Genomic DNA, 24,975 nt, shown 5'->3' with positions numbered 1-24,975 from the left:
CCTATACATGATTGAATTTCAGCACGTCTCCAAGCAATACTCCCCCGACGCCGTGGCGCTCAGCGACATTTCGCTCAGTATTGCCAAGGGCGAGCTGGTCTTCCTGGCCGGCCCGTCCGGCGCCGGCAAGTCCACCTTGCTGAAGATGATCGCCGCCATGGAACGCCCCACGTCGGGCAAGCTGATCGTCAATGGCCAGGACATGGCGAAGATCAAGCCGGCCGGCGTGCCGTTTTTGCGCCGTAACATGGGCCTGATCTTCCAGCAGCAAAAACTGCTGAGCGACCGCTCCATCCTGGCCAACGTCATGCTGCCGCTGCTCGTCGTCGGCGCGCATAAAGTTGCCGCCGAGCAGCGCGCCCGCGCCGCGCTCGACAAGGTGGGACTGCTGGACCGCGCCATGGCGCGCCCTTTGTCGCTGTCGGGCGGCGAGCAGCAGCGCGTCTCGATCGCGCGCGCCATCGTCAACCGGCCGCAGATCATCCTGGCCGACGAACCGACAGCCAACTTGGACCGCGCCAGCGCCAACAAGGTGCTCGACGCCCTCAAAGCATTCCACTCGGTGGGCGTGACCTGCCTCATTTCCAGCCATGACGAACAGATGCTCGACGCCGCCGCCCGCGTGATCCACCTGAAGAACGGCCAGCTGGTCGCCATCGACAAGGCCACGCAAGCGCCCGTCTTCGCCCCGCCCGATCCCGACTTTGCGCCCGCCCCCGACCAGGACGACGCGCAGGGAGAACAGGCATGAGAGGCTGGTTCCGTCAACACCGCTTCGCGCTCGGTTCGGCGCTAATTCACTTGCGCAAGTCGCCGGGCGGCTTTCTCTTGAACGTGCTCGTCGTCGCCATCGCCCTGTCGCTGCCGTTCGCCGGCTTGACCATGCTCGACAATGTGCGCCCGATGTCGGAGCAAATGTCCGTCGACCCGGAAATCAGCGTCTTCCTGAAGATCGACACGCCGCGCGAGCAAGCCGTGGCCCTGGCCAGCGCCATGCGCAAGATCGTCGGCGAGCAAAAGGCGAAGATCATCTTCATCCCGCGCGAACAGGCGCTCGATACCCTGAAAAACAAGAGCGGCCTGGCCGACGTGCTCAGCACCCTGGGCGACAATCCCCTGCCCGACAGCTATGTGCTGAAACTCGACGCCTTCAGCAGCGCCAGCGAAGCGCAGGACGTCGATGCCGTGGCGGAACAGTTGCGCCACCTGCCGGGCGTGGAATCGGCGCAAGTCGATTCGGCCTGGGTCAAGCGTCTGGCGGCCCTGCTGGGCGTGCTGCGCCTGGTGCTGCTGCTGCTGGCAATCACCCTGGGCGTGGCCGTCATCGCCGTGGTGTTCAATACCATCCGCCTGCAGGTGATGCAGCAGCGCGATGAAATCAGCATCTCGAAACTGATCGGCGCCACCGACACTTTCATCCACCGCCCCTTCTATTACACGGGCGCCCTGCTGGGCCTGTGCGCCGGTGCGCTGGCGCTGGGCGCCGTGGCGCTGGCCTTGCAGCCGCTCAATACCACGATTGCCGAGTTTGCACGCCTGTATGCGTCCGAATTCCAGCTGGTGCCGCTGGCGCCGCTGCCGATGGCCGGCTTGCTGGCCGTCAGCGCCGGCCTCGGCCTGATCGGCGCCTTCCTCTGCGTGCAGCGCCACCTGGCGCGCCTGAACTGACCTTCCTTTCCATGGCGGCGCTCCTGGCGCCGCCATGCGCCTCGCCATCCCCATCTGCTGTTATCTTGATATTTAGCAAGTATTCTTAAGGCTCGCTTCAGCCAGAGGCCGTAGACTAGCCATGTTGTCGTAAAGCGCTATCTCGCGCTGTTCAGAGATATATATCAAGCATCAAATCACCATAGCATTTAGGCTATCAGAACGATTAAATGTGCTGATTGGCACTCTCAGGCAGAGAGTGCTAATATAGGGACATACCAACAGCAGAACCGCCATGGACGCCAGATGAAGATGGTGCCGCGATCTGCAAAGTGCAAGACCGAATACGCAAAACAGAACAGACAATCGGGCCACATCGTGTGATGTGGCCAACTGGAACACAGCAAGACTACGAGGGAGAAAACATGACTATGATGTCCGCAACATCCGCATTGGTTCCGACCAAAAGTAATGCGCTGGGCCTCGGGTTCACTGGCAATCTGGGCAATATCGACGCCTATATTTCGGCCGTGAACCGTCTGCCCATGTTGACCCACGACGAAGAAATTTCGCTGGCGAAACGCCTGCGCGAAAAAAATGACCTGGCCGCCGCGCAAGAACTGGTGCTGTCGCACCTGCGCCTGGTGGTCTCGATTGCCCGCGGCTATCTGGGCTATGGCTTGCCGCATGCCGACCTGATTCAGGAAGGCAATATCGGCTTGATGAAAGCCGTGAAACGTTTCGATCCGGACCAGGGCGTGCGCCTGGTGTCGTACGCCATGCACTGGGTGAAAGCCGAGATGCATGAGTACATCCTGAAAAACTGGCGCCTGGTCAAGGTCGCGACGACGAAGGCGCAGCGCAAGCTGTTCTTCAACCTGCGCAGCCACAAGACGGGCCTCGATGCGATGACGCCGAAACAGATCGATGCGCTGGCCAAGCTGCTCGACGTGAAGCGCGAAGAAGTGATCGAAATGGAAACGCGCTTGAGCGGCCGCGACATCGCGCTGGAATCGCCGACCGACGATGAAGACGACAAGTTTTCGCCGATCGCCTACCTGTCGTCGGAGCAAAGCGAGCCGACCAAGGTGCTGGAAGCGGAACAAGTGACGCGCCTGCAATCGGAAGGCCTGGAAACGGCCTTGTCGAAGCTGGACGCCCGTTCGCGCCGCATCATCGAAGCGCGCTGGCTGGCCAACGACGACGGCTCCGGCGCCACGCTGCACGCGCTGGCAGAAGAGTTCGGCGTATCGGCCGAGCGCATCCGCCAGATCGAAGTGGCGGCGCTGAAGAAAATGAAGGGCGCGCTGGCGGCCTACGTGTAATCGCAAGCAATGCCGCAACGCAAAAGGCGCCGCAAGGCGCCTTTTGATTTTACAGTTTGATGTTTATCAACAGATAAACATTGTCAGCCCTTATGCTGCTGCCAAGCCCTTGGTGATCAGCTCGGCGACCAATTCATTCAGATCCGCGCCGCCTTCCTTGGCCAGGGTCTGCAATTGCAAGACCAGATCGCTGTTCAGCTTGACGGCGAACGGTACCAGGCCCAGGGCCTGATCGCGCTTGCGTTGCTCGCGGCGGTCGACGACCACTGCTTCCTTACCGAATGCACCGGCGCCGGGAACATTCATCTTTCCCATCAGTTTCTTGGCATCGCTTTTGGCCAGGTCGGTTTTTTTCATGGTTGTTTCCTGATTTTCAAAACAGCCATTCTACGCAGTAATCGGCGCGCCGCGTGGCCGGCGCGTCAATTCATCGGCAGCGCGCCAATAGTGCGCCGGAAAAATATCATTTTGTTATTATCATTTTCATCCCACGCGTGGACGCCACGCCGGGACGCTCCACCTGAAAGGAAAAACATGCACTATCTACATCAATCGTACCGAACGTGGTTGTTACCCCTGTTCATCGCCTGCCTGGCCGTGCTGGCGGGCTGCGGCGCGGCCGGCAGCGCCGGCGACGCGGAAAACACGCCGCGCAGCGTCACCCATGTGCTCTCGCCGGGCGAACAAGTCGCCATCACGGCCACCGATACCCTGAAACTCGAGCGTGTCAACGACAGCCGCTGCCGCAAGGGCGCCGTGTGCGTATGGAAAGGCTACGTCAGCTACAGTTTCAGTTTGCTCAACAGCGCGGGCGCCACCGACATCGTCTTGTCCGAGTCCATGCCCGGCGCCGCCAGCTCCGTGACCGTCAACCACCTGACGTTCACCCTGCTCGACGTCGATCCGGCCACGCCGCCCGCCCTGGACGCGGCCGCGCCCACCTACCGGGTCAAGGTAAAAATCACGCAGGGCGCCCTGCCCCGCTAAGCGTCAGACATCGTGGCGCTGGCGGCTGCCGGTCGGCGCCTGTTCCCGCTCCAGCATGCCGTAATCGCGCACCACGCCGGCGATGCGCAGCCGGTAATCGTCGAACACGCCATGCCGGCCCGCCGACTGGGCCGCCCGGTGCGCTTCCAGCTGGCGCCACTGCGCCAGTGCCGCTTCGTCGCGAAAGAAAGACAGCGACAGCAGTTTGCCTGGCTCGCTCAGGCTGCTGAAGCGCTCGATGGACATGAAACCATCGACTTCAGCGAGCAAGGGACGCAGCGCGGCCGCCAGGTCCAGATACTGCTGGCGTCCTTCGGCGCTGGGCCAGACTTCGAAAATCACGGCAATCATGCTCTTTCTCCAGTGTTGAAAACGGGGATGCGGGCATTCAGCGAAGACCGGTACGACCAGGCCAGCGGCATGTCTTCCAGCCCGTCGGCCCATGCCTGCAGGCATGCCGTGGCAATCGTCTGCGCGATGGACTGGCCCGGACAGGCGTGGCGGCCATGGCCAAAACCCGACTCCGCCTGGCCGGCGCTGGCCAGCACGACGATGATCGTCTGTCCGGCCGGTATGCGCACGCCGGGCAGTTCCACGGCATCGGCCGTGTAGCGGCGCGTGTTGTGGATGGCGGGATCATGCTGGCTGACTTCGCGCAGCAGAGCCGGCCATCGCTGGGGCGCGGCGCGCAGTTGCGCGAACAACTGCGGCTGCGTGCACAAAGCGACCGTGGCATTGCCCAGCAGACCTGCCGTGGCGTCGCACGTCTGCGACAGCAAGCCCACGAGGTTGGCCAGCACGCCGCCAGACGCCTGCCAGCCGACGGCATCCGCCCCGCTCACGATGTCGTGCAGCAAGCTGCCGGGCAAGGCATCCGCCTCGCGCAGCAAGGCGGTAAAACCTTGCAGCAAGGCGTCGGCCGCTTGCTGCGCACCGGCCAGTTGTTCTCCATTGCTGAGCGGCGACAAACAGGCGACGAAATCGCGCGTCCAGGCGGCCAGCGCCGGCCATTGCGCTGGCGCAAAGCCCAGCAAGTCCGCCATGGCGAACAGGGGCAGCTCAACAATCGCCTCGTTCAGCTGCGCAGCGCTGCCGGGAACGCGGTCGCCGGCAATCTGCATCACCCGTCCGTGCAGGCGCGCCAGGTCCACCTGGCCCAGCGCGCGCGCCAGCAGCTGTTTCGGTACGGCATGCCGCTCGCCCTCGTTCATGCGCACCAGTTCGGCAAAGATGGCGCCGCACGGCGTGCCTGCCAGCGTATCCGGTACCGGCTGGCCTGCCGGGCGCACGCGGCAGGCGGGATGCTCGAGCACGGCCCGCACGCCGGCCGCGCCCGTCGCCAGCCAGCAATCGAGCGACGCCTCGAAACGCAGCGGCGGGCCGTCCGCCAGGCGGCGATAGTAGCCATACGGCGCCGCGTGGGTGACGGCGGAAAAAGGGTCGGTGGGGGCGATAACAACGTCGGCGAGCGGCATGCGCATTCCATTGCAGTGATGTGGGGACACGAGTATGCTGGTCCTTCCACCACAACACTTCGCCCACGGACGAATCATGGATGACAAACTTCCCTCGGCCGACATGGGCCTGGCGCAACTGGCCGGCGCCATCGCCGAACCGGCCCGCGCGCGCATGCTGTGCAGCCTGCTCGATGGCCATGCGCGCACGGCCACGGAATTGTCCACCTTGGCCGAGGTAGGCGCCTCGACGGCCAGCGCCCATCTGGCGCGCTTGCGCGATGACGGTTTGCTGTCGATGCTGGCGCAGGGCAAGCACCGCTACTACCGTCTGGCCAGTACGGAGGTGGCGCGGGCGCTGGAGGCGCTGCTGGTGGTGGCCGGCGTGCCCGCAACGCCGTTTACACCCTCCACGCCGGACCGCTTGCGCCATGCGCGCACCTGCTACGACCACATGGCCGGCACGGTCGCCGTCGCCATGCACGACCAGTTGCACGCGCAAGGCTGGCTGCTCGACGATGATGGCGAAGGCGAATATTGCCTGTCGGAAGCGGGCGCGGCCGGCATGACGGCGCTGGGCATCGACGTGCCGCAATTGCAGCGTCAGCGCCGCCGCTTTGCCTGTGCCTGCCTGGACTGGAGCGAACGGCGCGCCCACCTGGGCGGCGCGCTGGGGGCGGCCCTGCTGCAGCTGGCCCTGCGCCGGCGCTGGGCCGAGCGCGAGCTCGACAGCCGCGCCCTGCGCCTCACGCCCGATGGCGAGCGGCGCCTGCTGGCCGCCCTGGGTGCGCCATGATCGCCTTCGAAGGTTTGTCCAAACAATACGGCACGTTCGAGGCCGTCAAGCCGCTGACCTTACAAGTGGGCAAAGGAGAGGTGTTCGGCTTCCTGGGCCCGAATGGGGCGGGCAAAACCACCACCATCCGCATGCTGATGGGCATCCTCGTGCCCAGCAGCGGGCGCGTGCTGATCGATGGCCTCGATTGCCATCGCGATGGCGCCGCCGTCAAGCGCAAGGTGGGCTATCTGCCCGACAATCCCATCTTCTACGATTATTTACGGGGACGTGAAATCCTGCAATTCGTAGCCGAAATGCATGGCTATCCACGCGCCGAGGCGGCCACGCGCACGGCGCGTCTGCTGACGGAATTCGGCCTGGACGAGGCCAGCGAGGATTTCGCCGTCAATTATTCGCTGGGCATGAAGAAAAAGCTGGGCCTCGCGTGCGCGCTGATCCACGATCCCGCCGTGCTGATCCTCGATGAACCGATCAACGGCCTCGACCCGCGCGCGTCGCGCGACGTGCAGGAACGCTTGCTGCGCATCGCCGCGGCCGGCACCACCATCTTTGTGTCCACGCATTTGCTCGACATGGCGCAAAAACTGTGCAGCCGGGTTGCCATCATCCACCGTGGCGCCCTGGTCGCCACGGGCAGCCTGGACGAGATCCGCCAGCAACTGTCCAGCGACGGCAGCCTGGAAGACCTCTTTTTGCAACTCACCGACGAAACTGCATGACACCGGCGCCGCCCACCGCCTGGCGCGCCGTCTGGCTGCTGACCCGCTTGCGCCTGCAGCGCCTGCTCAACGTCAGCGGCAAGGGCTTGGCGTTCCATCGGGGAGGCAAGAGCCGGCCCGCCACGCCAGGAAAGAAACGAGGACGCTGGCTGCTGGGTGCGCTGCTGGTCTTGCCCATGCTATTTGCCTCCGGCAATATCGCCCGCCACAACCTGCTGAACATGCATTGCCTGCTCGACCAGGTGACCGTTTGCCAGGCCAAGGGCAGCCTGCAGGCGGGCGAGCGCGTGATGGCGCCCGTCATCGCCCACTTGATCGAGCAACCGTTCAGTGCGGCGCTGGCGGGCGCACTGACCCTGCAATTGGCGCTGCTGTGGCTGGTGAGCCTGCTGTTGCCGCTGGGCATGGGAGAACTGTCGAAGCCGGACTGGGACCTGGAATGGCTGGTCACCCTGCCCGTCGACAAGGGCAACCTGCTGTGGGCGCGCGTGCTCGAACGCACGCTGCTCAACCCGCTCGGCCTGCTGGTGCTGTGGCCCGGCACCACCATGATCGCCTGGTATTCGGGCCAGGGCTGGTTTTCGCCGCTGTCGGGGCTGTTTGCCTGCCTGCTCCTGCTGGCCCTGGCGGCCATGTTGCGTACCCTGATCGACACGGGCTTGCGCCTGGCGCTCAGTCCTGCGCAGCTGGGCAACTTGCAGGCCCTGCTGTCGGTGGCCGGCCTGTTTCCCATGTATATGGGCATGTCGTTCGGCATGGGCACGGGCGGCTTTGCCCACGCGTGGGCGGCGGCCATGCCGGCCTGGACCGGCTGGACGCCGCCGGGCCTGCTGGTGAGTTTGCTCAATGCCCGAGGTGCAGCAGCAGCCTTGCCGGCCGTCCTGCTGCTGACGCAATGCCTGTGCTTGATGCTGCTGGGCATGGCCCTGCTGCGCCGCCAGCTGCGCCACGGCGTGGTGGGCGCGGGCCAGCGCGAGGCCGGCCGCAAGCGCTCCCCTGCGAGCCAGTCCGCTGGCAAGTGGCGCGCCCGCCCCGGCACGGTGATCCAGCGCCGCGAGCTGACCTTGCTGCTGCGCGACCGCAATTTTCTCGTGCAAACCCTGCTGATGCCCTTGCTGATCCTCGGTGGCCAGGCCCTGTTCTCGGGCCAGGCGCGCGACCTGCACGAGCTGCTGTCCAGCCCCGCCTTGCTGGCCTCTACCGGCTTTTTCCTCGGCACTTATGTGCTGATGATGTCGGCCTTCCAGACCCTCAACAAGGAAGGCGGCGCGCTGTGGCTGCTGTACACGTTTCCCGTCGCCGTCGACCAGGCGCTGCGGCAAAAAGCCCAGCTGTGGGCCGCGCTGGCCCTGCTCTACCCCTTGATCCTGTTCAGCGCAGCGCTGGCCTGGCAAGACGCCTGGCGGTGGGACATGGCGGGTTTGATGCTGCTGGCCCTGGCCGGCATCCCCCTGTACTCGGCGATCGCCGTGGCGCTGGGCGTGTTTGCCAGCGATCCGCTGGCCACCGAGGCGGCGGTAAAGATACGGCCGGCCTACACGTATCTATACCTGCTGCTGACCGGCCTGTACATCGCCGCGCTGGCGGCCGGCAGCCTGGCGCAGCAGCTGGTGTTTGTCGTGCTGACGGCGGCGCTGGCCCTGGCCCTGTGGCAAAAAGCACGCGATGAAATACCCTACCTGCTCGACCCGTCCGCCTCGCCGCCGGCCAGGGTCACGGCGGCCGACGGCCTGATCGCCGCCATGCTGTTTTTTATTCTGCAAATCCTGCTGTTGATCCTGCTCAAGGACAAGGTGGCTGGCGTGCTCACGTATGTGCTGCTGCGCCTGGTCTACTGGCGCAGCAAGACGGCCGGCGTGCCGCGCATGACACGAGGCAGGCACCCCTGGCGCTGGGGTACGGCAGGCGCGGCCGTATCCGCTCTCTGCGGCATCGCCTGCACGCTCGTGCTGCAAGCACCTGCGGCGGCGGCAGCGGGCGGCAATTCGTGGGACAGCCTGTGGCTGCTGGCCCTGGGCGTGCTGGCCGCCCCCCTGTGCGAGGAATTCATTTTCCGCGGCCTGATCCAGGGCGGCTTGCGCCGCGCGCTGCCGGCCTGGCAGGCGATCGGCACCGGCGCCGCGCTGTTTGCCATGATGCATCCGCCCTCCGCCATGCTGCCTGCCTTCGTGCTGGGCCTGTGCGCGGGCATTGCGTACGAGCGCAGCGGCGCGCTGCTGGCGCCCATGCTGGTACACGCGGGCTACAACGCCGCCCTCCTCGCGTATCAGCTGCATGCTTAATCACCAGCAAGTTTGCTAGAATCGCACACGTTTCCGTCCGTATCCCAACCAATGACTACGCACAGATCACGCATGAAGCCACGCTTGTTCGCACCATTTATTCTCGTTGCGCTGCTGAGCGGCTGCACGGTACTCGCCCTGCGCCCCAACAGCGGCGTGGAAAACCGCACGTTCACCGTGCAGGAAGCCCCGCGCCTGCGCATCGACGCGCCCAAGGCGCGTATCCAGAACCCGATGCCCAACGACCACTTCATCGGCATCGCCCTGTCCGGCGGAGGCAGCCGCGCAGCCAATTTCTCGGCCGCCTCGCTGGAGCAGCTGGAGCAGTTCGGTCTCGTCAGCGGCGCCTCGGCCATCTCCGGCGTCTCGGGCGGCGCCATCGCGGGCGGCTACTATGCACTGCATGGCAGGCAGACGGATTGGCCTTTGCTGCGCAGCAAACTGAAGACGGATTTCTTCGGCCAGACCATTTTGAAGCCCGCCAACCTGACGACGATGTTGTTGACGAACAAGACGCGCACGTCCTTCCTGTCCGACGTATTCGACGATGTGCTGTACGACAAGAAAACCTACGAGGACTTGCCGCACGACGGCCCCATCTTCCTGGCCAACGCGACGGACGCCACCGATGGCGGCAAGCGCGTGGTGTTTTCTTATGAGTATTTTTACGGCACCCTGCATTCGCCGATCCAGGATATCCGCCTGGCCACGGCCGTGGCCACCTCGGCCGCTTTTCCCGGCGTGTTCGATTCCGTCACCTTCGAGCGTTTCCGTCCGAAAAATACGTTCGTGCCGGAGCTCGGTTCCGAGTCACGCGAATCGCCGTCCTATGTCCACCTGTTCGATGGCGGCGCGGCCGACAACCTGGGCGTGGAAACCCTGTGGGACGTGGCCCTGACGCAGCTGTACGGCAACGACATGGCCGTCGTGCCGCCGCGCCTGAACAGCAAGCCCTTCATCCTCATTTCCATCGACGCCAACGCGCCCAATTCCAGCGCCGTCTTCGAAAAGATGTCGGACGAGCGCCAGCCGCTGGACCGCATCTTCAACAAGAATATCTACGACGCCGTCGACGCCCTGTTTTCGCGCCAGCGCAAGGAAAATCTCGTCAAGATGGGCTTTGGGCAAGCCCGCTTCGATACCATCACGCATGAAAACTTTGGCGACCTGAGCCAGAAATTCGTCAAGAGCAAGCGCACCTCGGCCTTTGCCATTCCCGTGCTGTGCCGTCCCCACCTGGGCCAGTACCGCTGCGAAGTCGATGCGGCCGATCCCCTGCCGGGCCAGATCCGCACGCGGCTCGAAGGCTTTGCCTGGCATATTTCCATCGACCAGATCGCCTCGCTGGCGCTGCGCCTGTCCAGCGGCGACGCCCAAGTCGACAGTGCCCGCAAGGAAGAGCGCGCAGCCCTCGTCAAGCTGCAACGCCTGGCCACGCAGACGAAAACCCATCTGAAACTGACGGGGCCGGAAAATTGCAGCCCGGACGTCCTGCAATCGGCCCTGTACAGCGCCGCGCGCGTGCTGATCCTCGACGACGAGGAATCGCGCTTCGCCCTGTGCGACTACATGCTGACGGGCAAGCTGATCAATGACGACACGGTCTGCAAGCAGCGCTACGTGCACGCCGTGCCCCGCTTTGCCATCGAGAGCGAAGATTTGCAGTACCGCAACCTGAGTTCGGATGGCAATTCCGTGAACGTGCCGATACGCTGCAAGAAGTGAGCTGCCTGTCACGGCCTGCCCAGCAGTTGGCAAGGCGGCTACAACGCCAGCACGCGCTTGCCGTGCACCCATTCCAAGCTGCCATAAGGCGATATCCGGTTCAGTTGCTGCAAGGAATTGAGTGCCAAGGCAGGATCGCGTTTGACATATTTTGTATAGGCGCCGATATAAAACAAGCTTTCGGCAAAGGCATCCTGCTGTTCTTCAGCGTCCTTGCGCGCAATTAAACGGGATAACTCGGTCAGATTATCCGCGCCCTGCCACATTCTTAACAGCGCGCCATAATGCGACTTGCTATTCTTTTCAATATAGACAGCCTGCTTTTCAAGATTCACATTGGCAAGCGAAGCATCGTTTGCACGCGCCATGATATAGCGATAGACCACTGCCCGATATTCCGCGAATTCAGGTTCATCGGATGTATATTCCGTATCCGCCAGATAGGCCAATGCGTTTTTCCAGTCACCCAATTCAACGCTGGAAAAAGCGGCAAGTATGAAGCCGGATTGATGCAATGCCAACCTGCCGGCCCGCTCATCCGGTTTGGCGGCAGCCGCCGCCTGGCGTTCACTGTCAAGTAGCGGCGCCAGCAGGGCTAATGCATCGGCTGCACGTCCTTGGGTAAAAAAAATCGTTGCTTTGGTAACAGTGAAAGACGCTTGCTGTTCCGGCGTGGCAATCCGCAACGCTTGCTCGACCAAAGGCAAAGCTTCTTGCGAACGGTCCAGGGAGTCCAGCGCGGCTGCTTGCATTATCAGCATGTCCGCCTTGCTTTTATCACTAAGCTCCTTTTTTCCCAAAATCTGCGCCAGTTTCAACTGCCGCTCGTGCGTTTCTTTAAGAAAGTTTTCCTGGGCTTGCGATAAATTACTGGCCAACAGCAGCGCGCCAGCCATCACGCAAGAAATTACTTTAGATAACAACATAAATTACTCGATTATGGGAAATAAAATAGCGAGTATATCAAGCAAAATTAACTGATGGAAACTTTCCCCAAGCGTAAATATCTGTCCAGCCAAAAAAAATGACACGCACGATTACTCGTGAGTGTCATTAGCGCAAGGATTCCTGGCGCCCGGTTGATTTAGATCAATCGACCTTAAATCAAGCGACTACGCCTGCGCATGTAGCTGCGGCTTAACGCACCTTCCAGTTCCTGCTCCGTTTTATGCTGGTTCACCGTGTACAGGGCCCACAGGGCCGCCGGCGCCCAGCCGATCACAGTGCACTGCAAGATCAAGGCGGCGGCACCGGCCAGCGGGCGCCCCAGCATGAAAAACGTGAGACACGGAAGTAGCAAGGCTATCAGCAATCGCATCACGACATACTCTCCTTCAAAATAGAGCAGCGGACAAGGGCCGGTATCCGGTCCGTCCCCCGCCCGCTGCGTACTGCTCCTTATAGATGCACTGAGATTTGAGGCATCAGGTCGTCAAACGTCCGACCGTTGCCGTTTTCTCCGATGGCGTGCATCTTCCATTCGCCGTTATGGCGGTACAGCTTGGCCATGATCTGTGCCGTGTGGGAACCTTGCACAGACAGGTTGAAACGCGCGACTTCCTGGTTATTGCTCGCATTCAAGATGCGGCAATAGGCGTTTTCCACCTGCGAGAAGTTCTGGCCAGTAAAGCTGTTGACGGTGAAGACCAGGCTTTTCACGTGCGCCGGCACCTTCGACAGATCGACATTGATCTGTTCGTCGTCGCCATCGCCCGCGCCCGTGCGGTTGTCGCCCGTGTGGACAATGCTGCCGTCCTTGCTTTTCAGCTGGCGGAACCAGACGATGTCGGACGTGCCCTTGTTCTCGTCGAACATGATGCACGACGCGTCCAGGTCGACGGCTTCCGTCTTCGAACCGAAACCGAGGAAACCCTTGGTCTTGGCCGCATCCCAGCCCAGGCCCATGGTGATACGGGTCAGGGTGGTACCAGCTTCTTTGTCCAGAGAAATCTTCTGGCCCTTGCTCAAATTGACAGACATACGCATAGCTCCTGTTTGCTTAGTTACATCAAATATTAGTTACGCCGGCTTGCTTTGCGTCCAGGCGAGGAAGGCCGCGCGGTTGCGCGAGCACACGAGGATTTTGCCCGTGCCTGAAAACTTCAGCACCATGCCCTCGCCGCTGGTCTGGCTATTGATCAAATTACCCAGAAAGCCGCCGCTGCTGCCGGTCGTGATGGAAATTTCGTACTGCAGGCGGTTGTCCCAGCATACGACGTGCGAGTTATCGATCACCACGTCCTTGCCAGGCGTCACTTCCAGTTCCGACATCGCGCCAAAACCGGACACCGCCAACTGGCCGCTGCCTGCCGTCTCGGTGATGAAAAACCCACCGCTCTGGGCAAACAGCGCATTGCCAAGGCTTTGCGTGCGCACCTTCAATTCCACGCCAGACGTGGCCGCCACGAAAGCGCCGTCGCTGATCATGTATTGCTGGGCGCCAACCTCCAGCACCCGCATCGCGCCGGGCAAAGTGGGCGACAGCAGACAGTCGCCGTCGCCCCGCATGGCCTCGATATGCTGCTGAAAGAATGATTCGCCGTTGGCAAAGGTGCGCATCAGCGCAGCACCGATGCCGCCCGTCATCTTGCCTTTCAGCTCAAGATTGGTTTCCATCATCACCATCGCATCGGATTCGCAATAAATCTTCTCGCCCTTGGCAAGCGATACATGCAGGAACGGGTCGACGTCCCCGGTAATAGTAAAAACTGGCATCTGACTGTTCCTTCCTCAACGATGATGGTGATGGCGGCGGTCCGTACTGCGGACCGCCCTTGTTATTGACGACTTATACGCCGACGCCGAACGATGCTGCGAGTGGACCCAGACCGCCTTTATATCCCTGGCCGATGGCCTTGAATTTCCAATCGCCGCCATTGCGGTAGATTTCGCCGAAGACCATGGCCGTTTCCGCCGAACCGTCTTCCGACAGGTCGAAGCGGGCGATTTCCGTGTTGCCGTTGGCGTTGACGCAACGCACGTACGCTTTCGATACCATACCAAAGTTTTGCTTGCGCGCTTCGGCATCGTGAATCGTCACGCAGACGGCGATCTTGTCGATCTCGGCTGGCACCGTGGCCAGGTCGACGACGACGGTTTCATCGTCGCCATCGCCGGCGCCCGTGGTGTTGTCGCCCGAGTGGGTGACGGAACCGTCGCTCGATTTCAGGTTGTTGTAGAAAATCATGTCGACGTCGGCGCGAACCTTGCCGTCGGCCTTCAACAGGAATACGGAACCGTCGATGTCGAACGCGGCGCCGTCGGTGGCGCGGGCATCCCAGCCCAGGCCGATGATCATCTTCGAAATGCCGGGGGCTTCCTTGCTCAGGTTGACGTTGCCGCCTTTTTGCAGACTGATTGCCATGATGTATTTCTCCTATGTGGGTTGTATATGATCAAACACCTGGCGTCCTCCACCGGCCTGACTCCCCAGGCCGGCGGCGACGCTTGCTGCAACTTGCCGACAAACGGGTGTAGTCGTTTGCCGCGCATTCTTTACACTGCCTTGACCGCTTCCAGCGCTTCCGTCCGGCCTTCTTCGAGGGCCATCCTGCGCTTGTAGCGGATCGACGACCACAGCGAGGCGAGAATGAAGGCCACCCCAATCAGACCCGTGAAAATCTCGGGAATGTGGAACTTCATGCTGACCAACATGATCACGGCCAGGATACCGATCGCATAGTGCGCGCCGTGCTCCAGATAAACGAACTCGTCGAGCGTGCCCTTGCGCACCAGGAACACCGTCATCGAACGCACGAACATCGCGCCGATTGCCAGGCCCAGCATGATGATCACGACATCCTTGGTGATGGCGAACGCGCCGATCACGCCGTCAAAGCTGAACGAGGCGTCGAGCACTTCCAGGTACAGGAAGCCGCCAATACCGCCGCGCTTGATGATGTCGCCCATGTTGCCGTCGCCGTTATCGCCTTCCAGCAAACCGCTGATCACATCGACGCCCACGTAGGTCAAAATACCCCACAGGCCTGCCGTCAGAACCACCAGCTTCTGGCCTTCTTCGATCATCGATAGGCTGGCCATCAGGGTACCGAGCGCGATCATCACGGAAATCGACGAGATCTTGCCCAGCGCACCCAATTTTTCTTCAATACGGCCCAGCCAGTGCGTTTCTTTTTCCGAGTCCAGCAGGAAGTTCAGGAAGACCAGCAGCAGGAAAATGCCGCCGAATGCCGCCACTTCCGCGTGGTGATTCGTCAGGTGCATCGAATACTGTTCCGGATTGCTCAGTGCCAGATTCCATACTTCCATCAAGCCCAGGTCCGCCGCTTGCGCCACGATGACCAGCGGAAACAGCAGACGCATGCCGAACACGGCGATGATGATGCCCACGCCCAGGAACAGGTTTTGCCAGAACTTGTCCCAGTTCTTCAGCACCGAGGCGTTGACCACGGCGTTGTCGAACGACAGCGAGACTTCCATCACGCCCAGGATCACCGCGATACCGAGCGCCGCCAGCATCGTCTGCACGCCACCGTGCGTATAACCCCACCAGGCGGAAATGCCCAGGCAGATAAATGTCACTAGAAATGACACTCTGAAATGCTTCATCGATAGTTCCCCGTTATCTAGATTTAATGAAACATAGTATAGGGACATGTCACACATTTAAAAATAGAAGATAATGGAAGTATTACTTCGTAAAAACAGAAGATAGGATATCGCGATGAAAACCACGGGCTTCAATTACCGCCATTTGTACTTCTTTTGGGTGGTCGCCAAGGAAGGCGGCGTGACGCGCGCGGCCGAACGGCTGGGATTGGCCGTGCAAACCATCAGCACCCAGCTGGCCCTGCTGGAAAAGGAACTGGGCCGCTCCTTGCTGCAGCCGCAGGGACGCCGCCTGGTGCCGACGGAAGCGGGCCGGCTGGCGCTCGGCTACGCGGACCAGATTTTTTTGCTGGGCGAGCAGATGCAGGATGCGCTGGCCGATGCGGATGCGGAAAAGATGCGCTTGACGGTGGGCATTTCCGATTCCCTGCCGAAACTGATGGCCTACCGCATGCTCGACGCCACGCGCAGCCTGGACCAGCCCGTCAAGCTCGTGTGCCTGGAAGACGAATTCGAATCCTTGCTGGCCGACCTGGCCCTGCACAAGCTGGACCTGGTGTTGACGGACCGCGCCGTGCCCGCCGGCGCCAGCCTGCGCGTGTCCAGCCACCTGTGGGGCGAAAGCGCCATGAAACTGTTCGGCATCCCCGCGCTGGCCGCACAATACCGCGACAATTTCCCGCACAGCCTGCACGGCGCGCCGTTTCTGCTGCCGGCGCGCAATAACGCCTTGCGCGGGCGCATCGATGAATGGATGGTGCAGCAAGGCGTGCGGCCCGACGTGGTGGGCGAATTCGAGGACAACGCCATGCTCAACGCCTTCGGCCGCAAGGGCCTGGGCCTGTTCTTCGCCCCGGCCAGCCTGGCGGCCGATATCGAGGAGCAATTCGGCGCCGTGCTGGTCGGCGACGCCTCATCCCTGCGCGAACAGTTTTATGTCATTTCAAACGAACGCAAGATCATGCACCCGGCGCTCGACGTCATCCTGGCCGCCATCCAGGGCCAGCCAAAGATTCACAAGGAAAGCTGATAAATCCATTCGAAAATAACGTTTGAATAATCAATCAAAAGCGATTGTAATAAAGCCTGAGACAAACACGCGCCCGTCCCTCGCCGACAGGGTGCGATCACCATAAAAAAACAGGAGCATCACCATGTCCACGGCAGGCAAGACGATCGATATTCCCGATCTCATCAATAACAACAGGATCGGCTCCTTCCAGATCGGCATGCTGATCCTGTGCGGGCTGTGCGTCATCATGGATGGCTTCGACGTACAGGCGATGGGCTATGTGGCGCCCGCCATCATTGCCGACTGGCATGTCAGCAAGGCCAACCTGGGCCCCGTGTTTGGCGCGGGCTTGCTGGGCATGCTGGTCGGCTCGCTCGTCTTCAGCATCACGGCCGACAAGTTCGGCCGCCGCCCCGTGCTGATCGGCTCGACCATCTTCTTTTCGCTGTGCATGCTGGTCACGCCGCTGGCAACAAACATCGAGCAATTGCAGCTGATCCGTTTTATCACGGGACTGGGCCTGGGCGCCGTGATGCCGAACGCCATGGCGCTGGCCGGCGAATACAGCCCCCTGCGCAAGAAAGTCACCTTGATGATGCTGGTCTCGTGCGGCTTTACCCTGGGCGCCGTGCTGGGCGGATTATTGTCCGCCGCGCTGATTCCCGCCTTCGGCTGGCAATCCGTGTTTTACGTGGGCGGCGTGGTGCCGCTGGTGATCGGCGTGCTGATGTTCTTCCTGCTGCCGGAATCGATGCAATTCCTGGTGCTCAAGAAACGCAAGCTGGATAAAGTCGCCAAGTGGCTCAAGCGCATCGACCCCACCGTCACCATCACGGCCGACACGCAATACGTCGTGCATGAAAAGGAACACAAGGGCGCGCCCGTGCTGCAATTGTTTACGGGCGGCCGCGCGAAGATGACGATTTTGTTGTGGGTCATCAACTTCATGAACTTGCTCAACTTGTATTTCCTGTCCAACTGGCTGCCGACGATCGCCAAGGAAGCGGGCCTGTCGACGGCCAACGCCGTGCTGGCGGGCACGGCCCTGCAAGTGGGTGGCACCATCGGCACCCTCGTCATGGGCCAGCTGATCGACCGCTCCAGCTTCCGCCGCATCCTGCTGCCGTGCTTTTTGGTCGCTGCAGTCGCCATTGCCCTGATCGGCCGTCCCGACGTGTCGCTGGCCTTCCTGTTCATCACGATCTTCATCGCCGGTTTCTGCGTGGTGGGCGGCCAGCCGGCCGTCAACGCCCTGGCGGCCAGCTACTACCCGACCACCCTGCGCTCGACGGGCATCGGCTGGAGCCTGGGCATCGGGCGCATCGGTTCCATCATCGGTCCCGTGCTCGGCGGCGAGCTGATCCGTCTGAACTGGCCCAACAGCACGATTTTCCTCGTCGTCGCCATCCCCGCCATCGTCTCGGCCGTCATGGTCTTCGCCATGCGCGGCGGGCCGCAAACAGCGGCCAAAGGCTGAAAAGCGCGAAAAACCCGCCGCGCGCGCCCGCCTGCACGGGCGGGGCGCGCGGCTAAATTAGGCTATGGCGGCCTTCGTCGTTTAAGATGACGTTTTAACAGCCCATCTTTTGCGCCCCCATGCACAATGTCTTGCTAGTCCTGCTCGCCCTCTTCCTGGTCGCGCTGAACGGTTTTTTTGTTGCCGCCGAGTTTGGCATCGTCACCTTGCGCCGCACGCGCATCCGCGCCATCGCCAAGACACAAGGACTACGGGGCCGCATCCTGGCCAAGGTGCATGGCCAGCTGGACGCCTATCTGTCCGCCTGCCAGCTCGGCATCACGCTGGCGTCGCTGGGCCTGGGCTGGGTCGGCGAACCGGCGTTTGCCGGCTTGCTCGAGCCGCTGTTCGGCGCCATCGGCGTCACCTCGCAAGAGCTGATCCACGGCATCTCCTTCGTCCTCGCCTTCAGCGTGATTTCCTTCCTGCATATCGTCGTGGGCGAACTGGCGCCCAAATCGATGGCCATCCGCAACCCGGAAGCCGTCGGCCTGTGGAGCGCGATTCCCCTGTACGGCTTTTACTGGACCATGTACCCGGCCATCTACCTGCTCAACGCCAGCGCCAACTGGGTGCTGCGCCTGGCGGGCCTGTCCGGCAAGGGCGGCCACGATGCCCATTACTCGTCCGAAGAATTGAAACTGATCCTGCGCACCAGCCAGCCCGGCGAAAAGTTTACGCGCGATGAGCGTAACATCCTGGCCCAGTCGCTTGATTTCGAACAAATGACGGTATCGGACCTGATGCGCCCGATCAATGAAGTGATCGCCCTGCACGCGTCGAGCACGCTGGAAGAAAACCTCGACACGGTGCTGCGCAACCGCTTCAGCCGCTACCCGTATTTCGACACGAATGAAGACGACGTGCTGGGCGTGGTGCACCTGAAAGACCTGTTCTTTGCCCAGCAGGCAGGCAAACCGATCACCTCGCTCACGCCGTTCCTGCGTCCCGTGGACATCATTTCCGCGCGCACGCCGGCCCTGGAACTGTTCCGGCGCTTTCGCGACGGCGCGCCCCACTTCGCCCTGATCGGCGAAAAGGGCAAGCGCCCGCTGGGCTTCATCACCCTCGACAACTTGCTCGGCGCCATGGTCGGCGAAATCCGCGACGAATTCCGTCGCAATGAAAACGACTGGCTCAAGCAAAGCGACGGCACCCTGATCGGCAAGGCCAGCCTGCCCATCTTCTCGCTCGAACGCATCCTCGGCATCGATATCGAAAACGAGGAACTGGGGCTGGACGACGTGGAATCGGTGGGCGGCTTGATCATGGTCAAGCTCGGTGACATTCCAAAGCAGGGCCAGCGCATCACCTTCGTCGACTTCGACATCGTCGTCAAGAAGATGAACGGGCCCCGCATCGTGCTGATCAAGGTGATTCCGAAGCAGGAACGCGATCTCGATGCGGACTTGCGCGACTGATTACTTCTTCAACGTAATCGTATCTTTGCCCTGCGGCACGGTGGTCTCGCCCACCGTCCACGTTTGCAGCAGGCTGTACAGCACCGCCAGCAGGGTCGGGCCGATAAAGATGCCGACGAAGCCGAAGGCCAGCACGCCGCCCAGCACACCCAGCAGCACCAGCAAGAACGGCAGGCTGCTGCCGCGGCTGATCAGCATGGGTTTGACCACGTTATCCACGCCGCTGATCAGCAGCGCGCCCCACACCAGCATGAAAATGCCCCAGCCCGTCTGGCCGTCTGAAAACAGCCAGATGGCGGCACCGCCCCAGATCAGCGGTGGGCCGACGGGGATCAGCGAAAAAATGAAGGTGGCAACGCCCAGCAGCGCGACGGCCGGCACGCCGGCGATCAGGAAACCCACCACAGCCACCAGCGCCTGCGCCAGCGCCGTGCCCAGCAAGCCGTACATGACGCCGCGCACGGTGCGGCTGATGGTCAGGCCCACGCCGGGTGCGCTGTCGCCGATGATGCGGCCGGCGCCCGTCATCAAGGCGCGGCTCAGCTGCTGGCCGTCGCGGTAGAGGAAAAAGCTGACGAACACGGCCAGGCTGGTCTGCGCCAGACCCGTGCCCAGCAGGATGCCGCCGGAAGCGAGGAAGTGGCGCGCCGGCTCCAGCATCGTCTTGCCCAGATTCAGTAATTCCTCGCGGTCGGCGAGCAGGCGCTCTACGTAGCCGGCGATGGTTTCGCCCACCACGGGAATGCTGGCCAGCCAGGCGGGCGGATGCAGGCCACCCGTTTCCAGCGCCGTACGCAACTGTTCATAGATGCGCGAGACGTTATCGGCCAGGTTGTAGGTGACGAGGGCTAGCGGCAGCACGATGACCAGGAGCAATGACAGGGTCATGATGGCGGCCGCCCAGTTGCGTCGGCCTTTCAGGCGGTCGAGCAGGAGGAGATACAAGGGCCAGCTGGAAATGCCCACGCAGGCGGCAAACAGCATGGCGGCCAGGAAGGGCCGCAAGACGAAAAAGCAGCCGATCAACAAGAAGATGATGGCTGCCAGGCGGGCGTGGGGCTCGAAACGTTTGTCCATGTACTGCAAATCCTGAAGATGGCGCCCGGGGGCGCGACCGGATCAGGATAGCAGAAGTTTAAGATCGTGCGCGATGGCGGCAGGCTTTTCGCCATGTCGCACGAACAGGCGGATCTTGCCTTCGCGGTCGAACACATAGGTGCCGGCCGTATGGTCGACCGTGTAGCTGCTGTCCGTTTCGCCTTCGACCTTGGCGTAATACACCTTGAATTCCTTGGCCACCTTGGCCGTCGCGGCCGCATCGCCATACAGGCCCACGAAGCGCTTGTCGAAGGCGGGCACATACTGGGCCAGCAATTGCTGCGTGTCACGCTCGGGGTCGACGGTGACGAACAGCACCTGCACCTGGTCCGCCTGCGGCCCCATTTCCCGCATCACCTGCGCCATGTCGGCCATGGTCGTGGGGCACACGTCCGGGCATTGCGTGTAGCCGAAGAACATCAGCACCAGCTTGCCCTTGTAGTCAGCCAGGGTGCGCGGCTGGCCCGTGTGGTCCGTCAGCGCGAATTCGCGCGCGTAGCCCAGGCCCGTCACGTCCGTGTTCTTGAATGCCAGCTTCGGTGCGGCAGGCTTGCCGCAGCCGGCGAGGACGACGGCCAGGGCGGCCGCCAACAACAGAGTCAGGGTTTTTTTCATGTGCCGAGGGGAATGTAGTGATCGACCAGCAAGGCCGCGAACAGCAATGCCAGGTAGACGATGGAATACGTAAAAGCTTTGCGCGCGATCAAGTCCGTGTAGTGGCGGTACATCTTCCAGGCGTAATACAGGAAGCCGGCATTGAGCATCACGGCCGAAGCCAGGTAGATCAGACCGCTCATGCGCACGGCGTACGGCAGCAAGGTGGTGGCGGCCAGCGCGATCGAGTACAGCCACACGTGGAATTGCGTGAATTGCATGCCGTGCGTGACGGGCAGCATGGGCAGGCCCGAGCGCGCGTAATCGTCGCGCCGGTACATGGCCAGCGCCCAGAAGTGCGGCGGCGTCCAGACGAAAATGATCAGGACCAGCAGCCACGCCTGCATCGGCACGTCATTGGCGACGGCCGCCCAGCCCAGCGCGGGCGGCATGGCGCCTGACAGGCCGCCGATGACGATATTTTGCGGCGTGGCGGGTTTGAGCACCATGGTGTAGATCAGCGCATAGCCGACAAACGTGACAAAGGTCAGCCACATGGTCAGCGGATTGACGAGGTGATACAGGATCGCCATGCCCAGGCCGCCGATCACGAGCGCGAACACCACCGTCTGTTTCACCGTGATGTCGCCCATGGCCATCGGGCGGCGCGCCGTGCGGGCCATGCGCGCATCGATCTCGCGCTCGGCCAGGCAATTGACGGCAAACGCGGCGCCGGCCAGCAGCCAGATGCCGATGGTGCCGAACACCACCGCGTGCCAGTCAGGCAACTCCTCGCTGGCCAGGAACATGCCGATGACGGCGCAAAATACGGCCAGCTGCGTCACGCGGGGCTTGGTCAGCGCCCAGTACTGGGCGATGCGGGGAGATGGTTTACGGCTGATGGTCTGAGTAGTCATTTATGCGGTACGGGAAGAACTGGCTGGTGCCGAGGGCACTGGCGCGGCGGCGCAAGCGCGCTGAACATTGCGCGCTACATCGAGTTGGAATTTAGCCCTGTAGTTTAACATGGTCAGCAACAACACGAGCAGCGCCGCCCCGCCGTTATGCAGGACGGCAATCGACAATGGCCAGCTCAGGTAAATCGTCGCCAGGCCCGTGGCCGCCTGCAGGGCCAGCACCAGCGCCACCCAGCGGGCCGTGCCGCGCAAGGATGGCAATTTCCACGCCCGCCACACGGTATAGCCGATGCCGGCCAGCACGATGAAGGCGAAGTTGCGGTGCACCCAGTGGATGGCCGTCAGCGCGGAAAACGGCAAATAGTGGCCGGCGGCCGTCTTGCCCAGTTCGCGCCACAGGTGGAAACCATGCTCGAAATCCATCTCCGGAATGACCTTGCCGCCGCACAGGGGGAAATCCGTGCAGGCCAGCGTGGCGTAGTTGGTGCTCACCCAGCCACCGAGCGCGATCTGCACCGTCAAGAGCACGAGCGACATGACAGCCAGCGCGCGCACGGGGCGCAGCACGGCAGCGTCCGCATCGGCGCGCAGCAGGGGTTTGACGGCATGATCCTGGCGCCCGCCTAGCCACGTCAGCATGGCCAGCAAGCCCATGCCCAGCAGCAAGTGGATGGTGACGATCACCGGTTGCAGCTTCAAGGTGACGGTCCAGGCGCCGAACGCGCCTTGCAGGCAGACGAACAGGAACAGCGCCGTCGGCAGCGCGGGGGCGAATTCCTCGCGCTTGCTCTTTCTCCACTGGCGCCACGCCTGCACCATCATCGCCACGATCAGCACGCCGATGGCCATGGCCAGGTAACGGTGCGTCATTTCGATCCACGCTTTCACCACCGTGACGGGACCGGTCGGCATCAGGGTTTCCGCCGCGACGATGTGTTCGTGCGCGAGGAAAGGATTGGCAGAACCATAACAGCCTGGCCAATCGGGACAGCCCAGGCCGGAATCGGACAGCCGCGTAAAACCGCCGAACATGATCAGGTCGACCGTCAGGAAGACGGCGATCCACACGAGCTTGCGGTATTTATTGGCGTCCGCAGACACCCACACCATGCTCAAAGGCAGCAGCGCCACCAGCAGACCCGTCAAGCCCAGCTGGGCCAGCGCGGAAAGATGCATCGTCGGCATGCGTTCCCCTTAACCGATCGCCGAAGCTTTAAGCAGCTTGGCGATGTCTTTCTTGATCTTGTTCGGGTCTGCGTCTTTCGGGAAGCGCATCATCAGGTTGCCCAGCGGATCGATCAAATATAAGTGGTCGCTGGTCTTGCCGCCCGGCTCCACGGGCAGCCAGGCCTTTAAGGCGTCATTATTCACGCGCAGCATGCTGGTGCCGTCGAATTCCCGCATCACGAGCGTGTCGAGCGGCTGAGCGTCCGTCACCAGCCAGACCCGCTCGAGGCGTTCACGTTCCTTGCCCTGCATCAAACGCAGTTGTTGCATGTCAAACAATTGCTTCTTGCACGCTTCCTGGCAATCGGACGGCCCCGTCTGCAGCAGCACCCACTTGCCTTTGAACTGGGCCAGCGGCGCGGGCTTGCCGTCCAGTTCCGTCACCTGCAGCTGGGCTTCCGGAATCGGATACAGGCGCGGGTCGATCAGGGCGCCGTAGTTGTTGCGGCCCGTGGGCTTGATGATGTAATACGTGAAATACGAGGCGATGATGGGAAAGGCGCACACGGCCACCACGGCCAATAGTTTCCACCGTCCCGTGTTTTGCAGCTGCTTGTTGCCGTTGTCTTGCGTTGCTTCAGGGCTGTTTGTTTGCACGTCGAAATCCTGTAAAGACAAAAAATAAAAAAGCCATCAGTGCCAGTGCATACCACTGGAATGCATAGCCGCGGTGCTTGTCGGCGCCCAGGTCGGGCGCCGGCCAGTCGCGCACGGGAAGCTGGCTGGCCGCTGGCGCCGCTGCTGGGTCGACTGTTTGTTCGAGGATAAATGGCTGCAGGGCCAGGCCGCTGGCCCGGGCCAGCTGGCCGATATCGGCATTTTGCACGATGGCGTACGGCGCCAGGGCCGTCGCCGTGCCCAGTTCCATCACATGGCCCGCGTTCAGGCGCGCGATGCCCGTAATGGTGACGGTACCGGCCGGCGTGGCGTAATCGGGAATGCGCGTGCGCTCGGCATTGTTGCGCGGCAACCAGCCCTGCGCCACCAGCACGTGCATGGCGGAACCGTCAATCTGGAATGGTGTGAGCACGTGGAAGCCGGCCTGGCCCTTGTAGGGGCGGTTGTCCAGGTAGACCGTCCAGGCGGGCACGAAACGGCCCGTGACGGTGACGCGGCGGTACTCGATCGCTTGCGCATCGTCCGGCAGCAGCGGTACGGCCGTCAAGGCCAGCGGCGCGGCTTGGTTGCCGGCCTCGAGCCGGGCGGCGCGGGCGAGTTTTTCATCGCCGCGGCGCTGCTGCCATTGCGCCAGCGACACGCCCAACGCCACCAGTAGCAGCATTACAACAAATGGAATCCATCTAAAATGGAAGCGGATACGCATTACAATGAAACCTCCTCAAGCTTGGCGCTACCATCCATGAAAATCCTCGTTGCCATCGCCTTCATCCTGATCCTGGGCAGCCTGGGCTCGGCCCTGTTCTTCCTCATGCGCGACAAGGGCAAGAGCAACCGCACCGTGCAGGCGCTGGCCCTGCGCGTGGGCTTGTCGATCACCCTGTTTTTGCTGATCCTGCTGGCACACCATCTGGGTTACATCCAGCCGACGGGAATTCATTAAGGCCCGGCATTGCCTGATTGGCAAATTCTTCACACTAAGAAAAAAGCCGTACCCAGGATGTCCCGGTACGGCTTTTTTTTATGGTGCAGGCGCAGGCGTCAACGGCGCGCGCCCTGCCCCGC

At 62.2% G+C, this 24,975-nt stretch carries 27 protein-coding genes; 12 read left to right on the top strand and 15 right to left on the bottom strand.

Annotation, left to right across the window (positions count from 1 at the left end; translation table 11 throughout):
- The first annotated feature begins 7 nt into the window (after nucleotides 1-7).
- The 3 genes from CSQ95_RS13240 (at nucleotide 8) to rpoH (ending at nucleotide 2,972) form a co-directional block, all read left to right on the top strand.
- Nucleotides 8-751 carry a cell division ATP-binding protein FtsE gene (locus CSQ95_RS13240; protein WP_099409836.1) on the top strand — a complete coding sequence of 248 codons (744 nt, stop codon included), beginning with the start codon at nucleotides 8-10 and terminating at the stop codon, nucleotides 749-751.
- On the top strand, nucleotides 748-1,668 hold the full coding sequence (gene ftsX / locus CSQ95_RS13235) for a permease-like cell division protein FtsX (RefSeq protein ID WP_099409835.1): 921 nt from the start codon (nucleotides 748-750) through the stop codon (nucleotides 1,666-1,668). Before CSQ95_RS13240 ends, ftsX begins: the two co-directional genes overlap by 4 nt.
- A 410-nt stretch (nucleotides 1,669-2,078) precedes the next feature.
- Nucleotides 2,079-2,972: an RNA polymerase sigma factor RpoH gene (gene rpoH / locus CSQ95_RS13230; protein ID WP_070222520.1), complete on the top strand. Its 894-nt coding sequence runs from the start codon at nucleotides 2,079-2,081 to the stop codon at nucleotides 2,970-2,972.
- A gap of 90 nt (nucleotides 2,973-3,062) precedes the next feature.
- Here rpoH and CSQ95_RS13225 read toward each other — a convergent pair whose 3' ends face one another.
- Nucleotides 3,063-3,329 carry a hypothetical protein gene (locus CSQ95_RS13225; protein ID WP_099409834.1) on the bottom strand — a complete coding sequence of 89 codons (267 nt, stop codon included), beginning with the start codon at nucleotides 3,327-3,329 and terminating at the stop codon, nucleotides 3,063-3,065.
- A gap of 177 nt (nucleotides 3,330-3,506) precedes the next feature.
- On the opposite strand from CSQ95_RS13225, the gene CSQ95_RS13220 reads away from it, so the two are divergent.
- A complete protein-coding gene (locus CSQ95_RS13220; RefSeq protein WP_070222524.1) occupies nucleotides 3,507-3,959 on the top strand; it encodes a hypothetical protein in 453 nt (150 codons plus the stop codon).
- Nucleotides 3,960-3,962: 3 nt separating this feature from the next.
- Here the strand turns inward: CSQ95_RS13220 and CSQ95_RS13215 are convergent, their stop codons facing one another.
- Entirely contained in the window at nucleotides 3,963-4,310 is a 348-nt protein-coding gene (locus tag CSQ95_RS13215; RefSeq protein WP_099409833.1) for an antibiotic biosynthesis monooxygenase, read from the bottom strand.
- Nucleotides 4,307-5,434: a cytochrome P450 gene (locus CSQ95_RS13210; protein ID WP_099409832.1), complete on the bottom strand. Its 1,128-nt coding sequence runs from the start codon at nucleotides 5,432-5,434 to the stop codon at nucleotides 4,307-4,309. Before CSQ95_RS13210 ends, CSQ95_RS13215 begins: the two co-directional genes overlap by 4 nt.
- 76 nt (nucleotides 5,435-5,510) lie before the next feature.
- Between CSQ95_RS13210 and CSQ95_RS13205 the strand changes: the two genes are divergently transcribed.
- The 4 genes from CSQ95_RS13205 (at nucleotide 5,511) to CSQ95_RS13190 (ending at nucleotide 10,938) form a co-directional block, all read left to right on the top strand.
- Nucleotides 5,511-6,209, top strand: coding sequence for a helix-turn-helix transcriptional regulator (locus CSQ95_RS13205; protein WP_099409831.1), 699 nt, complete (start codon nucleotides 5,511-5,513; stop codon nucleotides 6,207-6,209).
- The gene (locus CSQ95_RS13200; RefSeq protein ID WP_099409830.1) at nucleotides 6,206-6,931 is read left to right on the top strand and encodes an ABC transporter ATP-binding protein; all 726 of its coding nucleotides are present in this window, start codon (nucleotides 6,206-6,208) and stop codon (nucleotides 6,929-6,931) included. The genes CSQ95_RS13205 and CSQ95_RS13200 overlap by 4 nt, the downstream gene beginning before the upstream one ends.
- Nucleotides 6,928-9,213, top strand: a complete 2,286-nt coding sequence (locus CSQ95_RS13195) for a CPBP family intramembrane glutamic endopeptidase (protein WP_099409829.1) — start codon at nucleotides 6,928-6,930, stop codon at nucleotides 9,211-9,213. Before CSQ95_RS13200 ends, CSQ95_RS13195 begins: the two co-directional genes overlap by 4 nt.
- A 72-nt stretch (nucleotides 9,214-9,285) precedes the next feature.
- Nucleotides 9,286-10,938, top strand: a complete 1,653-nt coding sequence (locus CSQ95_RS13190; protein ID WP_180279050.1) for a patatin-like phospholipase family protein — start codon at nucleotides 9,286-9,288, stop codon at nucleotides 10,936-10,938.
- A gap of 38 nt (nucleotides 10,939-10,976) precedes the next feature.
- Here CSQ95_RS13190 and CSQ95_RS13185 read toward each other — a convergent pair whose 3' ends face one another.
- The 6 genes from CSQ95_RS13185 to CSQ95_RS13160 form a co-directional block, all read right to left on the bottom strand.
- Nucleotides 10,977-11,864 carry a hypothetical protein gene (locus CSQ95_RS13185; protein WP_143449966.1) on the bottom strand — a complete coding sequence of 296 codons (888 nt, stop codon included), beginning with the start codon at nucleotides 11,862-11,864 and terminating at the stop codon, nucleotides 10,977-10,979.
- Nucleotides 11,865-12,037: 173 nt separating this feature from the next.
- The gene (locus tag CSQ95_RS13180) at nucleotides 12,038-12,256 is read right to left on the bottom strand and encodes a hypothetical protein (protein ID WP_034784905.1); all 219 of its coding nucleotides are present in this window, start codon (nucleotides 12,254-12,256) and stop codon (nucleotides 12,038-12,040) included.
- Nucleotides 12,257-12,336: 80 nt separating this feature from the next.
- The gene (locus CSQ95_RS13175; RefSeq protein ID WP_070222539.1) at nucleotides 12,337-12,918 is read right to left on the bottom strand and encodes a TerD family protein; all 582 of its coding nucleotides are present in this window, start codon (nucleotides 12,916-12,918) and stop codon (nucleotides 12,337-12,339) included.
- Nucleotides 12,919-12,957: 39 nt separating this feature from the next.
- Nucleotides 12,958-13,653 (bottom strand): TIGR00266 family protein, encoded by a 696-nt coding sequence (locus CSQ95_RS13170; protein ID WP_099409826.1) that lies wholly within the window; start codon nucleotides 13,651-13,653, stop codon nucleotides 12,958-12,960.
- 73 nt (nucleotides 13,654-13,726) lie between these two features.
- The gene (locus CSQ95_RS13165; RefSeq protein ID WP_070222543.1) at nucleotides 13,727-14,302 is read right to left on the bottom strand and encodes a TerD family protein; all 576 of its coding nucleotides are present in this window, start codon (nucleotides 14,300-14,302) and stop codon (nucleotides 13,727-13,729) included.
- A 131-nt stretch (nucleotides 14,303-14,433) separates the two neighbouring features.
- Nucleotides 14,434-15,507: a DUF475 domain-containing protein gene (locus CSQ95_RS13160; RefSeq protein WP_099409825.1), complete on the bottom strand. Its 1,074-nt coding sequence runs from the start codon at nucleotides 15,505-15,507 to the stop codon at nucleotides 14,434-14,436.
- A gap of 115 nt (nucleotides 15,508-15,622) precedes the next feature.
- Here CSQ95_RS13160 and nhaR point away from each other — a divergent pair, with 115 nt between their 5' ends.
- The 3 genes from nhaR (at nucleotide 15,623) to CSQ95_RS13145 (ending at nucleotide 19,456) form a co-directional block, all read left to right on the top strand.
- Nucleotides 15,623-16,537 (top strand): transcriptional activator NhaR, encoded by a 915-nt coding sequence (gene nhaR, locus CSQ95_RS13155; RefSeq protein ID WP_099409824.1) that lies wholly within the window; start codon nucleotides 15,623-15,625, stop codon nucleotides 16,535-16,537.
- Between the two features lie 124 nt (nucleotides 16,538-16,661).
- Nucleotides 16,662-17,996: an MFS transporter gene (locus tag CSQ95_RS13150; RefSeq protein ID WP_099409823.1), complete on the top strand. Its 1,335-nt coding sequence runs from the start codon at nucleotides 16,662-16,664 to the stop codon at nucleotides 17,994-17,996.
- 119 nt (nucleotides 17,997-18,115) lie between these two features.
- Entirely contained in the window at nucleotides 18,116-19,456 is a 1,341-nt protein-coding gene (locus CSQ95_RS13145; protein ID WP_070222551.1) for a hemolysin family protein, read from the top strand.
- Here CSQ95_RS13145 and CSQ95_RS13140 read toward each other — a convergent pair whose 3' ends face one another.
- The 6 genes from CSQ95_RS13140 to CSQ95_RS13115 are packed head-to-tail and all read right to left on the bottom strand — an operon-like array spanning nucleotide 19,457 to nucleotide 24,616.
- Complete coding sequence (locus CSQ95_RS13140) at nucleotides 19,457-20,533, bottom strand: AI-2E family transporter (RefSeq protein WP_070222553.1); 1,077 nt, start codon at nucleotides 20,531-20,533, stop codon at nucleotides 19,457-19,459.
- A gap of 42 nt (nucleotides 20,534-20,575) precedes the next feature.
- The gene (locus CSQ95_RS13135) at nucleotides 20,576-21,169 is read right to left on the bottom strand and encodes an SCO family protein (protein ID WP_099409822.1); all 594 of its coding nucleotides are present in this window, start codon (nucleotides 21,167-21,169) and stop codon (nucleotides 20,576-20,578) included.
- Nucleotides 21,166-22,065 (bottom strand): heme o synthase, encoded by a 900-nt coding sequence (gene cyoE / locus CSQ95_RS13130; RefSeq protein WP_099409821.1) that lies wholly within the window; start codon nucleotides 22,063-22,065, stop codon nucleotides 21,166-21,168. The genes CSQ95_RS13135 and cyoE overlap by 4 nt, the downstream gene beginning before the upstream one ends.
- On the bottom strand, nucleotides 22,066-23,241 hold the full coding sequence (locus CSQ95_RS13125) for a heme A synthase (protein WP_099409867.1): 1,176 nt from the start codon (nucleotides 23,239-23,241) through the stop codon (nucleotides 22,066-22,068).
- An 18-nt stretch (nucleotides 23,242-23,259) separates the two neighbouring features.
- Nucleotides 23,260-23,889, bottom strand: a complete 630-nt coding sequence (locus CSQ95_RS13120; protein ID WP_099409820.1) for a cytochrome C oxidase subunit I — start codon at nucleotides 23,887-23,889, stop codon at nucleotides 23,260-23,262.
- Entirely contained in the window at nucleotides 23,870-24,616 is a 747-nt protein-coding gene (locus tag CSQ95_RS13115; RefSeq protein ID WP_099409819.1) for an SURF1 family protein, read from the bottom strand. Before CSQ95_RS13115 ends, CSQ95_RS13120 begins: the two co-directional genes overlap by 20 nt.
- Nucleotides 24,617-24,652: 36 nt before the next feature.
- Between CSQ95_RS13115 and CSQ95_RS13110 the strand changes: the two genes are divergently transcribed.
- Entirely contained in the window at nucleotides 24,653-24,853 is a 201-nt protein-coding gene (locus CSQ95_RS13110) for a twin transmembrane helix small protein (protein WP_046683386.1), read from the top strand.
- Nucleotides 24,854-24,975 lie beyond the last annotated feature (122 nt).

This window comes from Janthinobacterium sp. BJB304 (genome assembly GCF_002735765.1).
Taxonomy (GTDB): Bacteria; Pseudomonadota; Gammaproteobacteria; order Burkholderiales; family Burkholderiaceae_D; genus Janthinobacterium.
The sequence above is the reverse complement of the archived record's forward strand: the minus strand, read 5'-3'. Positions and strand labels throughout refer to the sequence as shown.